Source organism: Methylobacterium sp. M6A4_1b (assembly GCF_053345175.1).
The window spans coordinates 1-12,172 of the sequence record NZ_JBKEZQ010000032.1; the positions used below are offsets into that span (position 1 = coordinate 1).

Here is a 12,172-nt window from a genome sequence, read left to right on the forward strand (position 1 = left end):
GCCCGCACGAGCGTCGCCGTCGCCTCGGAGACCGTCGGCCTGGCCCGGCCGCGCCCGAACCTGGCGGCCCTGCGACCCGCCCTCGATCCCGTCCTGGCCGCCCTCGCCCTGGTCCTCCTGGCCCCCCTGCTGGTCCTCGTCGCCCTGCTGGTGCGCCTCGACAGCCGCGGCCCCGTCCTGTTCCGCCAGACCCGAACCGGCAAGGACGGGCGCGCCTTCCAGATCTACAAGTTCCGCACCATGCGCGTGCTGGACGACGGGGCGGTCGTGCACCAGGCCACCCGCGGCGATGCCCGCGTGACCCGCGTCGGCGCCCTCCTGCGCCGGACCAGCATCGACGAGCTGCCCCAACTCCTCAACGTCCTCCAGGGCGACATGGCCCTGGTCGGTCCCCGCCCCCATGCCCTGGCCCACGACCTCTATTACGGCGCCGAGATCCCGACCTACCGCCAGCGCTTCGCCGTCAAGCCCGGCATCACCGGCTGGGCCCAGATCAACGGCTCGCGCGGGCCCACCCCCACCCTGGCCGACATGCAGCGCCGCGCCGCCCTCGACCTCTGGTACATCGAGAACCAGAGCCTGCGCCTCGACATCCAGATCCTCGTACGCACCGTCCTCGCCGAAATCACCCGCCGTACCAACGCGTTCTGAGCGGATCCGCACGCCCGGCCCAAGGATCGCCCGGCGTCCCGGCCGCGCGCCGAAGCGGCCGGACGTGTCCGAAGCCGGACTTCACCAGGCCGGCGCGATCACGATATGCTGGCCTGCAGCCGACTCACGACCCGCCTTCACGTAGAGCGCCCCTCGATGCACGCCTCCCACGCCTTCGGCGCCAAGTTCGAGTCCCTCCGCGGCGCGATCCGGCGGAACGTTCAGGTCGTCCGTCTGGCCGCCGCCGTGGAGATGAGCAAGCCACGCACGCGCGGGACCGGCTACGCGTTCCTCGCCGTGGGCGTCGCGCTCGGAGTCCTGATCTCGTTCCTGGTCCAGTTTCTCGCCGTCCTGGTGATGGTCGCGCTGGGCTTCGCGTTGGGCTACGCGGCCCGGTCCTACGTCTCCAAGCGTCGTAGGGACCGCTTCATCCAAGACCGACTGATGCGCTGATCCGCTCGCGCGGAACGTTCGTCGGAAAGGGAGGGGGCCGGAGCGGAACAGGCCGATTGCCCGTATCGGCTTCCGTCAGGACGCCGACCTCGAAGGACAGTTGGTCTGCCGACGATCAGGTCGCCTTGCCAACCCGCAATGATCGAGGGCGACGCCTCCCACTGCGGCACGACCGCTGACCCTGGGACGGAAGCGACTGTGACGGCGGCTAGTCGCCCGTCGGACCGGTCCGATGCAGGACGAACCGCAACGGGAGGGAACCGGGGTGCGGAACCTGTCGTGGGTGGATGCCGCCACCCTGGGCGTAGGCCAAAGTCGGAGCGCTGTCGGCGTGGCCCCGCTCCGCGCTTTCCCACTCGACCGCGGATGGGGCCAGCCCTGGCGGATCCATCCCGGCGGCGACTTGGTCCCGCCGAGGACCCGGCCTGCCCGTCCTAGAGAGGGCGGGAGGCGCGCATGCGAACCAGCTCCATCGCCGCGAGCGCCATGGGGATGCCGATGAGGGCGAGAGCAAAGAGGAGAGACATGCCGGACCGTCCGATGCGTCGGTTTGAGACAGGCCGCTCAGGTCCGCGTGAGGAGCCTAGAGACGAGATCCTGCCCGGGTGACCGATATCAACGCAGGACCGGGGGAGAGGGTTTCGCGAGCATGTCTCGGCGTCGGCGCGGACGGCCGACGGGCATGCCGCCGGGATCAGGTGCGCGTACATCCGGCGTCACCCGATCCGGCAGCATGGCCGTCGCCGGTCAGGCGCCGCGAGGCCGCCACCGGCTTGATCGGACCATGACGCATCATGGTAAAGGATCGATGAAGGCGCGCGGGCCGGACGCGTGCTCGGCCAAGCGCCAGACGCCGAAGGGCCTGACCGCAGATCGGTGCCGTACGCCCTATGCTGGACATGTCCGATCGGTCCGCCGAAACGCGCGCCCTCCTGATGAAACTCGCCCGGAACCTGCGCGCCGCCCGCCTGCGTCTCGGCCTGCCCGTCGAGAACCTCGCCCACCTCGCCGAGATCTCGACGATTCAGGCCGTGGAGCGGGGCGAAGGCGAGGCCGTCGACCTCGCGGCCTTCGGCCGGCTGACCTGGGCGCTCGGCGTCACGCCAGACGACCTGATCGCATCGCCGGACGAATAGGCCCGGTAGAGCAGATGCCCGCCACTTCAAGAATGTCGCCGGCGATCAAGCTTTGCTATTCGCCGCCGACGAGGACGGGGCGAGGACGAATGACGGCAGAGATCGACAGGCTGGTGGGGCGCACCCGGGCGAGCGACTCCCGGGCGATGCGCCTGCGCCGTCTCTGGCGGAGCCAGGACGCCACGCTACGGTCCAGCGGGCTCGCCCTCGGCCGGCCGGTTCTGGCTACGGTCCGGCGCGCCATGGCGCGGCCTGAGGCATCCGAGGTCCCGGCGCGCGGGCTCACGGCCCGCGAACTCATCAACATGGCCCGCGCAGCGCGGCGCGACGGAGAGGCCCCGACCGGTGCCGATGTCTGACGCAGCCTCGTCCCGGACCTGGAACACCGCCACGCCGCTCCCGTTGACCTTGCGACAGGGAGTGACGCCGATGGTCGATGTCTCGCAGATCAAGGAACATGCCGACGTCGTCGGTTCGGACGGTGCGCATGTCGGCACGGTCGATCACGTCGACAAGGGCGAGATCAAGCTGACGAAGAGGGATCCGGACGCGGGCGGCCTCCACCACTTCATCCCGGTGGATTTCGTCCAGTCCGTCGAGGGCAACACCGTGCGGCTCGACCGGTCGGCGGAGGAGGTCAGGCGGGAATGGTCAACCTCCTGATCGCCCTGCGCCCCTTCGCTGAGTCCGGAGGCGACCGGGCTCGCGCATCCGCCCCGCCGACCCGATGGAGGAGAACGCATGGCTGACGTCATCACGGGCGATTTCGGCACCAGCCGGGAGGCCCTGGCGGGCCTGGAGCGCGTCTTCGGAGATGCCGCCGGCCTGCGTGTCGGCCTGCGCCGCATCGAGGCGCCGCACGGCGACGAGCTTCAGGTCACGGTCGGTGCGCAGGCCTTGTCGGTACCGCGGCCCGTGGCCGTCGTGCTGGCCAATGCCGCGGGCGAAGACGAGGCGGACCGCATCGGCAAGGCCGTCCTCGAAGCGCTTCGGTTGTCCGAGGGGCTGCGACCGGGCCGGTTCTGAACAAGGGTCGCCGATCAGGCTCCGTTTTTCTTCTTGCCAGCCGCCGCGAGAACCGCTTTCTTCTTCGCGCTGCCCGTGCTGGTCCTCGGGTGATTTGCAACAACCTTCGGCGCCCGCGGCCCACCGGCCTGCGGGCGTTCTTGTCTCCGGATGGCAATCCCCGGAGGGCGAACCGATCGCCCGGAACCTCCGCCCCCCCCCGACGTCCCGAAGGCAACGCCCCCTCAATCCACCGCCGTGCCATGCAGCTCCGCGCTGGTGAAGCGCTGCTGCTCGGCCATCACCAGCCCGGCGAGCTCCCGCTTCAGGGCGTTGAACTCGCCCGAAGCGGTGTCGCGCGGGCGCGGGATCTCCACCGTGATGTCGCGCTTGATGCGCCCCGGCCGGTAGGTCATCACCAGGATGCGGTCGGCGAGGTAGATCGCCTCCTCGATGGAGTGGGTCACGAAGATCACCGTCTTGCGGTACTCGGCCCAGATCCGGAGAAGCTCGTCCTGCAGGGTGCGCCGGGTCAGGGCGTCGAGGGCTCCGAAGGGCTCGTCCATCAGCATCACCGGCGGGTCGAGGGCCAGGATGCGGGCGATGGCCACGCGCTGCCGCATGCCGCCGGAGAGGTCCTTCGGATAGCGCTTCCGGAAATCCGACAGGCCCAGGGTCGCCACGATGCGGTCGACCGTCACCGTGGCGTCGGCGCGGGGCACGCCCCGGATGTCGAGGCCGAAGCGGACGTTGTCCTCCACGTTCATCCAGGGAAACAGGGCGTATTCCTGGAAGACCATGCCCCGGTCCGGCCCCGGCTCGGTGACGGGGCACCCCCCCATGGTGATCCGCCCTTGGCTCAGCGGTGTGAAGCCCGCGATGGCGTTGAGCAGGGTGGACTTGCCGCAGCCGGACGGGCCGAGCAGGCAGAGGAACTGCCCCTCCGGGACCGTCGCGGAGATGTCGTCCAGCGCCGGCACGGCGCCGGCCCCCGTCCCGAAGACCTTGCTGGCCTGGGCGATCTCGATCTGCGCCGACATGGTGAGGCGTCCCGGTTCAGCGTTCAAGGCCGCGATGCCAGCGCAGGAGGTGGTCGTTGAGGCGCGACATCGCCCCGTCGATGATGAGGCCGAGGATGCCGATGGTGAGCATGCCGCCGATGATCTTGTCGGACCACATGTATTCGCGGGCCTCCAGGATGCGGTAGCCGAGTCCGTCGGAGACCGCGATCATCTCGGCCACGATCACCACGATGAAGGCGGTTCCGATGCCGATCCGCATGCCGGCGAGCACGAAGGGGCTCGCCGCGGGCAGGATCACCCGACGGAACATGGTCCAGGAATTGGCCCCGAGGTTGCGGGCCGCCCGGATGTAGATCGAATCCACCTGCCGTACCCCCGCGATGGTGTTGACCAGGACGGGGAAGAAGGTGCCCAGCGCGATCAGGAACAGGGCCGGCGGGTTGCCGAGGCCGAACCAGACGATGGCGAGCGGGATGTAGGCGATGGGCGGGATCGGCCGCAGGATCTGGAGCAGGGGGTTGAACAGCGCGTAGAGCCGGTCGCTGGTGCCGAGGAGGAGGCCCACCGGCACCGCGAGGCCGGCGCCGACGCAGAAGCCCATGATCACGCGGGTGAGGCTCGCCACGGCGTCGTGCGGCATTTCTCCGGAGAACATCCAGTGCCAGTAGCTCTCGGTGGCCGGGTCGTAGGGCAGGCCGGGCAGGAGGCCGGAATACCACTTCATCGCCACCGCGCTCGGCGGCGGCAACACAATGGGGGAGAACACCCCCACCCGGCTGAGGATCTCCCACAGCACGAGCAGGACCAGGGGGACGATGGCGCCGCGAAGCCGGTTCATGCTGGCGCTCAGTTCGTCTTGAGTTCGGCCTTGGCCTTTTCGAGCAGGTCTGTCTTCACCCATTCGGCATCGGATTTCGGCGGGTTCACCATCTTACCCAGACCATACTTCATCATGTAGTCGGTCGTGGTCTGCATGTGTCCGGCCGGCACGTCGTAGGTGTACTTGGCGTTGGCCATGCCGTCGCGAAAATCCTGGCTCGAGAGCTGGCCCTTGAACACGGTCTCGCGGACGTACTTCTCGGCGAGCGCCGGGTCGTCGATGAAGGCCTTGGTGGCGGCCACGAACAGCTTGAGCACCTTGGCGGCGACCTCGGGACGCTCGTTGTACATCTTCTCGGTCATCACCAGGGGGCGCACCGGCACTCCGATGGGGGTATCGTAGGGCTTGACCACCTCGGTGGCGTAGCCGGCGCTGATGGCCTGGGTCGATTGCGGCTCGCTTTGGCAGATCACGTCGACGTATTTCTGCGACAGGGCCTGATTCAGGTCGGCGTAGTTGTTGAAGTAGATCAGCTGCACGTCCTTCCCGGCCCGCTCGGACCAGGTCATCCCGTGCTTGTCGAGTTCGGCCAGCAGCATCAGGTCCTGGGTGCCGCCGCGGACCGTGGCGACCTTGAGGCCCTTCACGTCCTTCAGGGTCTTGACGCTGTCGAGGTCGGGCCGGCGCAGGATGCGCACGCCGCCATTGGCGAAGCCCGCCACGACGTAGAGCTTCACGCCGTTGCCGCGCGCGGCCACCGCGCCGTCGGCGCCGGAGGCGGAGATGTCGATCTGATCCACCGCCATGGCGGGGTAGATGTCGGCGCCCTTGGCGAAGACCTTCTCGTCGATCTTCAGGCCGAATTTCGGGGCGATCTCCTTCATGTAGGAGATGGCGCCGTAATGGGCGAATTTCAGGTTGCCGAGGCGCACCACGTCCTCGGCCCGGGCGCTGCCGAGGGCTCCCAGGGTCGCGAGAACGAGCAGGGCGGCGCGCGTGGTCGCGTGGCGCTTGAACATCGGTGTCCTCCGGTCGCGGGTCGTGTCGCCCACTTCGTCCGACGCGAAAACGGTCGGTACGCGGTTGAATAAGCGTATTCTGGATTCGAAAGTAAACCCGCCGGGGAGAGAGTTTTGACAGCCATTGAAACGGATGAAATTCAACGGGTCACCGTGCTGGGCTGCGGCACCCTGGGCGCCAGCTGGGCGGCCCTGTTCCTCGCCCACGGGCTCGACGTGGCGGCCTGCGATTCGGCACCTGGGTTCGAGGCGGGCGCCGCCCGAGCGATCGAGGCGGCGCGGGCGCAACTGGCCACGCTCGGCCTGAGCGGGCAGGGGTCGCTCCGCTTCCACGACCGCCTGGAGGATGCGCTCGCCGGCACCGGCTTCGTGCAGGAGAACGCGCCGGAGAACGAGGCGGTCAAGCGCGCGCTGCTGGCCGAGGTCGATCGCCTGCTGCCTCCCGCGATCCTCGTCGCGTCGAGCACCTCGGCGATGCTGCGCAGCGCCCTGGTCGTCGATTGCGACCGGCCCGAGCGGATCCTGGTGGCGCACCCGTTCCACCCGCCCCACCTCGTACCCCTGGTGGAGATCGTGGCCGGCGACGCCGACACGGCGGCGCGGGCCGCCGCCTTCTACGCCCGGCTCGGGCGCCGACCGGTGGTGCTCAACCGCGAGATGCCGGGCCACATCGCCAACCGCCTCGCCTCGGCCCTGTACCGGGAGGCCGTAAACCTCGTGGCCGAAGGGGTGGCGAGCGTCGCCGACATCGACGCCGCCCTGTGCAATGGCCCCGGCCTGCGCTGGGCCGCGATGGGCCCGCACATGACCTATCATCTCGGTGGCGGGGAGGGCGGTATTCGGCACTATCTCGACCATCTCGGCCCCAGCCAGGTCCGGCGCTGGGCCAGCCTCGGGACCCCGGAGCTGACCGAGGACGTGAAGGACCGGATCGTGGCCGGGGTCGAGGCGGAGGCCGCCGGCCGCTCGCTCCAGACCCTGGCCGAGCGCCGCGACCGCGCCCTCATCGAGATCCTCAAGGCTCGAACGGAAGTGGCGGTCGAGGGGTCCTGAGCCCTCCGCACGCCGGCCGATCCCCGATCCACCCCGATTTTCGAAGGTAGACAGAGCGTGAGCGCATCCCGGCCCGACCGATCGCCCGACCTCGGCCCCCTGGTGGTCCTCACCAACCCCATCCACCCGGAAGCCGTCGCCCTGCTCTCAAGCGCGGCCCGGGTGGTCACCGCCGCGGACACCCGCCCCGAGACCCTGCGGACCCTGGCGGCCGAGGCGGCGGGCCTGATCGTGCGGGCGCAGCTGCCCGACGACATCCTCGACCACGCGCCGCACCTGCGCGGCATCGTCCGCCACGGCGTCGGGCTCGACTTCGTGCCCCTGGAGGCGGCGACCGCCCGCGGCATCCCGGTGGCCAACCTGCCGGGCAGCAACACGCAGGCGGTGGCCGAGTACGTCTTTTCGGCCCTGCTTCACCTGCGCCGGCGGCTCGGTTCCCTGGACCGGACCCTGCGCGAGAGCGGCTGGCTCCCGGCGAAGTCCCTGGCGAGCGACCTCGGCGAGATCGGCGGGACGACGATCGGCATCCTCGGAACCGGCGAGATCGGCCGCCGCGTCGCCGCCATCGCCCGCCACGGCTTCGGCATGCGGGTGCTCGGCCATTCCCGCAGCGGCGGCACCGCCGGCGGCCTGATCGAGCCGGTGGACCGCGAGACCCTGTTTTCCGGAAGCGACGCCGTCGTCGTCGCCTGCCCGCTGACGCCCGAGACCCGCGGCCTCGTCGATGCCGGGCTGATCGGTCGGATGCGGCCCGACGCCGTGCTGATCAACGTGGCGCGCGGCCCCATCGTGCAGGACGAGGCCCTCGCGACGGCCCTGCGGGCGGGGGCGATCGGGGGTGCGGCCCTCGACGTGTTCGCGACGCAGCCGCTGCCAGCGGACCATCCCTACTTCGCCTGCCCGAACATGCTCCTGACCCCGCACGTCGCCGGCACCAGCGCCGAGAGTCTGCGGGTGATGGGCCTCGGGGCCGCCGAGGCGATGCTGTGCATCCTGCGCGGCGCCGAGCCGCCGAACCTCGTCAATCCGGAGGCCCTTCGGCGGACGGACTGATCACGGTCGGTTCGCCCGCATGATCCAAGCCTGGCTCGGCCACGACCGGCGCCCGATCGACGCCGACGCCCATCCGGTCCGAGTCACCGGCTCGCACCGGCGTTCGGCCCCGCCCCGGCGGGTTTTTCGCCCGGGCCGGGAGAACGTCGCCGCCCCCGCTTATCGTCGCCTCCGCGAGCCTGTAGAACGGCCTTCCGCCGGAGGGAGGAGCGTACCGCCCCCGGAACACGCCTCGACCGCCCGTCGGGAGCGATCAACGCGGAGGACAAGGCCGATGGATCTCGGATTGCGCGGCAGGACGGCGCTCGTCCTCGGGGCCGGAAGCCTCGGGCGCGCCATCGCCACGGCCCTGGCGGCCGAGGGCGCCGTCGTCGATGGCGGGATGATCCCGATCGTCTGACGCGCGCGAGGCCCCGGAGCGGCGCGGTCGCGGGGCGAACAGGCTTTTCGATGGAGGACACCATGGCACTCACCAGCGCGATCAAGGGCGTGATTCCGATCGCCCCGACGCCGTTCCATCCCGACGGCCGGGTCGACGAAACCTCCCTGGACCGGATGTCCGAGTTCTTCCTCGGCGCGGGCATCGACGGCCTCACCATCCTGGGCCAGCTCGGCGAGGCCCCGAAACTCGACCATGCCGAGGCGGTCGCCATCGCCCGGCGGGTCATCGGGCGCGTGGACGTGCCGGTCCTCGTCGGCGTGTCGGCCCCGGGCTTCGCCGCCATGCGCTCGCTCGCCCGCGAGGTGATGGAACTCGGCGCCGCCGGCGTCATGATCGGGCCGCCCAACACCCTGCGCACCGACGATCAGGTGGTGGCATATTACCGCAACGCCGCTGAGGCGATCGGTTCCGACGTCCCCTTCGTGATCCAGGATTATCCGCTGACCTTCTCGGTGGTGATGACGCCCGCCGTCATCCGCCGGATCGTCACCGAGAACCCGTCCTGCGTCATGCTCAAGCACGAGGACTGGCCGGGCCTCGACAAGATCACCGCCCTGCGCGGCTTCGAGCAGGACGGCTCGATGCGCCACATCGCGATCCTCACCGGCAATGGTGGCCTGTTCCTCGATTTCGAGATGGAGCGCGGCGCGGACGGAGCCAATACCGGCTACGCCTTTCCGGAGATGCTCGTCGACGTCGTGCGCCTGTCGCGGGCCGGCGAGCGCGACGCGGCGCACGACCTCTTCGACGCGCACCTGCCGTATCTGCGATACGAGCAGCAGCAAGGGCCGCTGGGGCTGGCCGTGCGCAAATACGTCTTCCAGAAGCGCGGGATCTTCGCCTCGGACGCCCAGCGCAAGCCCGCTGCCGCCCTGTCGGCGCAGGGTAAGCGGGAAGTCGACTACCTCCTGTCGCGCATCGCCCGCGTCGACCCGCGCGCCCGCGTGGCATCCTAGAACCCAACGGGACACGAGCATGAGCAAGGGTCTGCGCAAGGGCCTCACCAGCTACGGCGACGCCGGCTTCTCCCTGTTCCTGCGCAAGGCCTTCATCAAGGCCGCGGGCTACTCGGACGACGCCCTCGACCGGCCCATCGTGGGCATCACCAACACGGCCAGCGACTACAATCCCTGCCACGGCAACGCCCCGGCCCTGATCGAGGCGGCCAAGCGTGGGGTGATGCTGGCCGGCGGCCTGCCCATGGTGTTCCCGACGATCTCGATCCACGAGAGCTTCGCGCACCCGACCTCGATGTTCCTGCGCAACCTCATGGCGATGGACACCGAGGAGATGCTGCGGGCCCAGCCGATGGACGCCGTCATCGTCATCGGCGGCTGCGACAAGACCCTGCCGGCGCAGATCATGGCGGCGGCGAGCGTCGACCTGCCCACCGTGGTCATCCCCGTCGGCCCCATGGTGGTGGGCCACCACAAGGGCGAGGTGCTCGGCGCCTGCACGGATTGCCGCCGGCTCTGGAGCGCGCACCGGGCCGGCGCGATCGATGAGGCCGAGATCGAGGCCGTCAACAGCCGGCTCGCCCCGTCCGTCGGCACCTGCATGGTGATGGGCACGGCGAGCACCATGGCCTGCGTGACGGAAGCGCTGGGCCTCGCCCTGCCCATGAGCGCCACCGTGCCGGCGCCGCATGCCGAGCGCATCCGCATCGCGGAACTCAGCGGGCGCCGCGCCGCCGAGATGGCGGTGTCGGGCGGACCCCGGCCCAGCGAACTCCTCACGACCACCGCTTTTCGCAACGCGCAGGTGGTGCTCCAGGCGATCGGCGGCTCCACCAACGGCCTGATCCACCTCACCGCCATCGCGAATCGGACGCCGCACGGCATCGACCTCGAGGCCTTCGACGCCATCGGGCGCGGGGTACCGGTGCTCGTCGACCTGAAGCCCTCGGGCCAGCACTACATGGAACACTTCCACCATGCCGGCGGCATACCGGTCCTACTCCGGAACCTGGGATCACTGATCGACCTCGACGCCCTGACGGTGGCGGGCGGGACGCTCCGCGACGTCGTGGCGGCCGCCGAGGACGTGCCGGGCCAGAGCGTGATCCGCTCCGTCGACGACCCGATCAAGCCCCTGGGAGCCATGGCGGTCCTGCGCGGCAATCTCGCCCCGCGCGGCGCCCTGATCAAGCACAGTGCCGCGAGTCCGGGACTGCTCCAGCACACCGGCCGGGCGGTGGTGTTCACCTCCATCGCCGACATGACCGCGCGGATCGACGACCCCGACCTCGACGTCGGGCCGGACGACGTCCTCGTCCTCCAGAACGGCGGCCCGAAGGGCGCGCCCGGCATGCCGGAGGCGGGCTACCTGCCGATCCCGAAGAAGATCCTGGCGCGCGGGATCAAGGACATGGTGCGCATCTCGGACGCCCGCATGAGCGGCACGGCCTTCGGCACCATCGTCCTCCACATCACGCCGGAATCGGCCGTCGGCGGCCCCCTCGGCCTCGTCCGCACCGGCGACCGCATCCGCCTCGACACCGCTGGCCGGCGCATCGATGTGCTCGTGGACGGCGCGGAGCTCGAGGCCCGCCGCGCCGCCCTCGGCCCGGCCCGGAGACCGGACTGGGCGAGGCGTGGCTACGCGCGCCTGTTCTACGAGACGGTGCTGCAGGCGGACGAGGGCTGCGACTTCGACTTCCTGCGCGCAGAGCCGGCGCGGGACGATGCGCCCTGACCCGGTCTCCGCCCGATCGAAGAGATCGGGCCACCCCGGCTGGCGCAGCCCTCCGGTCGACGCGATGCAGGAACGACTATCGGATGCTTCGCAGCAGATCGACCCAGCGCTGATACCCGGCGCCGTTGAGATGAATACCGTCGAATGTATAGGCCTTGTCCAGATTTCCGCCCTGATCCACTAAGGCTTGATGGACGTCGACAAACTGGAATTGGTTCTGCCTGCTGTAATCGACCAGAAAGGAATTTAGCTTTCTGACATCATCGTTGCTGCGATACTGAAACTTGACCTGATTGTTGACTGGCAGGACAGATTGGATGACGATTTTGCTGGAAGGGCTGTGTGCCAGAATCCGCTTGACGATCAGCGCGATATTGGCAAAGACCTCCTCCGGCTTTCGCGACGCCAGATCGTTGATCCCGACCATGAGAATCACCGTTCGCGGCTGGATCTTCTTGAGGCCATCCAGCCGGCTAAGGACCTGGTCGGTCGTTTCGCCGTCGACACCCCGATTCTTGATGTGGGGATCGCGCAGCAACTCGCTCCACTCCGCTTGATGCGTGATGGAATCGCCGATGAAGATGATGGCCTCCGGATCGTGGACGTCGACGGCTTCCAGCATCTCCCGCCGTCCCTGGCTCCATCCCGACACGTCGCTGCCGTACCTGATCTTGAAGAGTAGATACGATGCTCCGCCAAGCTTGTTGACGACGAATAGGGTGGCGGCGATCAGAAGGGCCAGAGACATAGCCTGAACGGCGACGAGCAGCAGCAAGATACGCGGCTTGTCTTTTACAAAATTGACGACCGACATCTCACAGACC

The 12,172-nt window shown here is 69.4% G+C and carries 15 protein-coding genes; 11 read left to right on the top strand and 4 right to left on the bottom strand.

Going from position 1 to position 12,172, the window contains the following annotated elements; all coding sequences use genetic code 11:
* From ACLBWX_RS20490 to ACLBWX_RS20515, 6 genes are all read left to right on the top strand, one after another.
* Window positions 1–651: exopolysaccharide biosynthesis polyprenyl glycosylphosphotransferase (locus ACLBWX_RS20490; RefSeq protein ID WP_447678368.1), on the top strand; the 651-nt coding region annotated here is incomplete at its 5' end.
* Between the two features lie 156 nt (window positions 652–807).
* A complete protein-coding gene (locus ACLBWX_RS20495) occupies window positions 808–1,104 on the top strand; it encodes a hypothetical protein (RefSeq protein WP_447678825.1) in 297 nt (98 codons plus the stop codon).
* Window positions 1,105–2,039: 935 nt separating this feature from the next.
* Window positions 2,040–2,240 carry a helix-turn-helix domain-containing protein gene (locus ACLBWX_RS20500; protein WP_447678826.1) on the top strand — a complete coding sequence of 67 codons (201 nt, stop codon included), beginning with the start codon at window positions 2,040–2,042 and terminating at the stop codon, window positions 2,238–2,240.
* A gap of 89 nt (window positions 2,241–2,329) precedes the next feature.
* Complete coding sequence (locus tag ACLBWX_RS20505) at window positions 2,330–2,599, top strand: hypothetical protein (protein ID WP_447678827.1); 270 nt, start codon at window positions 2,330–2,332, stop codon at window positions 2,597–2,599.
* Between the two features lie 70 nt (window positions 2,600–2,669).
* Window positions 2,670–2,903 (top strand): DUF2171 domain-containing protein, encoded by a 234-nt coding sequence (locus ACLBWX_RS20510; RefSeq protein ID WP_447678864.1) that lies wholly within the window; start codon window positions 2,670–2,672, stop codon window positions 2,901–2,903.
* A gap of 78 nt (window positions 2,904–2,981) precedes the next feature.
* The gene (locus ACLBWX_RS20515; protein ID WP_447678828.1) at window positions 2,982–3,266 is read left to right on the top strand and encodes a hypothetical protein; all 285 of its coding nucleotides are present in this window, start codon (window positions 2,982–2,984) and stop codon (window positions 3,264–3,266) included.
* Window positions 3,267–3,490: 224 nt separating this feature from the next.
* On the opposite strand, the gene ACLBWX_RS20520 is transcribed toward ACLBWX_RS20515, so the two are convergent.
* From ACLBWX_RS20520 to ACLBWX_RS20530, 3 genes are read right to left on the bottom strand one after another with little or no spacing between them, the layout of a single operon-like run.
* Window positions 3,491–4,285 carry an ABC transporter ATP-binding protein gene (locus tag ACLBWX_RS20520; protein ID WP_447678829.1) on the bottom strand — a complete coding sequence of 265 codons (795 nt, stop codon included), beginning with the start codon at window positions 4,283–4,285 and terminating at the stop codon, window positions 3,491–3,493.
* A gap of 16 nt (window positions 4,286–4,301) precedes the next feature.
* Entirely contained in the window at window positions 4,302–5,105 is an 804-nt protein-coding gene (locus tag ACLBWX_RS20525) for an ABC transporter permease (RefSeq protein WP_447678830.1), read from the bottom strand.
* A gap of 8 nt (window positions 5,106–5,113) precedes the next feature.
* A complete protein-coding gene (locus tag ACLBWX_RS20530) occupies window positions 5,114–6,106 on the bottom strand; it encodes an ABC transporter substrate-binding protein (RefSeq protein WP_082511050.1) in 993 nt (330 codons plus the stop codon).
* Window positions 6,107–6,220: 114 nt separating this feature from the next.
* Here ACLBWX_RS20530 and ACLBWX_RS20535 point away from each other — a divergent pair, with 114 nt between their 5' ends.
* The 5 genes from ACLBWX_RS20535 to ACLBWX_RS20555 all read left to right on the top strand — a co-directional run bounded on the left by ACLBWX_RS20535 (window position 6,221) and on the right by ACLBWX_RS20555 (window position 11,348).
* A complete protein-coding gene (locus ACLBWX_RS20535; protein WP_447678831.1) occupies window positions 6,221–7,159 on the top strand; it encodes a 3-hydroxyacyl-CoA dehydrogenase NAD-binding domain-containing protein in 939 nt (312 codons plus the stop codon).
* Between the two features lie 57 nt (window positions 7,160–7,216).
* Window positions 7,217–8,212: a hydroxyacid dehydrogenase gene (locus ACLBWX_RS20540; RefSeq protein ID WP_447678832.1), complete on the top strand. Its 996-nt coding sequence runs from the start codon at window positions 7,217–7,219 to the stop codon at window positions 8,210–8,212.
* Between the two features lie 274 nt (window positions 8,213–8,486).
* Window positions 8,487–8,612 carry a hypothetical protein gene (locus tag ACLBWX_RS20545; protein WP_447678833.1) on the top strand — a complete coding sequence of 42 codons (126 nt, stop codon included), beginning with the start codon at window positions 8,487–8,489 and terminating at the stop codon, window positions 8,610–8,612.
* A 62-nt stretch (window positions 8,613–8,674) separates the two neighbouring features.
* The gene (locus ACLBWX_RS20550; RefSeq protein WP_447678834.1) at window positions 8,675–9,610 is read left to right on the top strand and encodes a dihydrodipicolinate synthase family protein; all 936 of its coding nucleotides are present in this window, start codon (window positions 8,675–8,677) and stop codon (window positions 9,608–9,610) included.
* A gap of 19 nt (window positions 9,611–9,629) precedes the next feature.
* A complete protein-coding gene (locus ACLBWX_RS20555; RefSeq protein ID WP_447678835.1) occupies window positions 9,630–11,348 on the top strand; it encodes an IlvD/Edd family dehydratase in 1,719 nt (572 codons plus the stop codon).
* Between the two features lie 76 nt (window positions 11,349–11,424).
* Here the strand turns inward: ACLBWX_RS20555 and ACLBWX_RS20560 are convergent, their stop codons facing one another.
* Window positions 11,425–12,162: a GDSL-type esterase/lipase family protein gene (locus tag ACLBWX_RS20560; RefSeq protein WP_447678836.1), complete on the bottom strand. Its 738-nt coding sequence runs from the start codon at window positions 12,160–12,162 to the stop codon at window positions 11,425–11,427.
* Window positions 12,163–12,172 lie beyond the last annotated feature (10 nt).

What these genes read in the sequence shown, in the direction of transcription:
- ACLBWX_RS20500 (WP_447678826.1), top strand. Translation starts at nt 2,040, where the DNA reads ATGAAACTCGCCCGGAACCTGCGCGCCGCCCGCCTGCGTCTCGGCCTG.
- ACLBWX_RS20555 (WP_447678835.1), top strand. Translation starts at nt 9,630, where the DNA reads ATGAGCAAGGGTCTGCGCAAGGGCCTCACCAGCTACGGCGACGCCGGC.
- ACLBWX_RS20505 (WP_447678827.1), top strand. Translation starts at nt 2,330, where the DNA reads ATGACGGCAGAGATCGACAGGCTGGTGGGGCGCACCCGGGCGAGCGAC.
- ACLBWX_RS20550 (WP_447678834.1), top strand. Translation starts at nt 8,675, where the DNA reads ATGGCACTCACCAGCGCGATCAAGGGCGTGATTCCGATCGCCCCGACG.
- ACLBWX_RS20545 (WP_447678833.1), top strand. Translation starts at nt 8,487, where the DNA reads ATGGATCTCGGATTGCGCGGCAGGACGGCGCTCGTCCTCGGGGCCGGA.
- ACLBWX_RS20525 (WP_447678830.1), bottom strand. Translation starts at nt 5,105, where the DNA reads ATGAACCGGCTTCGCGGCGCCATCGTCCCCCTGGTCCTGCTCGTGCTG.
- ACLBWX_RS20510 (WP_447678864.1), top strand. Translation starts at nt 2,670, where the DNA reads ATGGTCGATGTCTCGCAGATCAAGGAACATGCCGACGTCGTCGGTTCG.
- ACLBWX_RS20520 (WP_447678829.1), bottom strand. Translation starts at nt 4,285, where the DNA reads ATGTCGGCGCAGATCGAGATCGCCCAGGCCAGCAAGGTCTTCGGGACG.
- ACLBWX_RS20560 (WP_447678836.1), bottom strand. Translation starts at nt 12,162, where the DNA reads ATGTCGGTCGTCAATTTTGTAAAAGACAAGCCGCGTATCTTGCTGCTG.
- ACLBWX_RS20515 (WP_447678828.1), top strand. Translation starts at nt 2,982, where the DNA reads ATGGCTGACGTCATCACGGGCGATTTCGGCACCAGCCGGGAGGCCCTG.
- ACLBWX_RS20495 (WP_447678825.1), top strand. Translation starts at nt 808, where the DNA reads ATGCACGCCTCCCACGCCTTCGGCGCCAAGTTCGAGTCCCTCCGCGGC.
- ACLBWX_RS20530 (WP_082511050.1), bottom strand. Translation starts at nt 6,106, where the DNA reads ATGTTCAAGCGCCACGCGACCACGCGCGCCGCCCTGCTCGTTCTCGCG.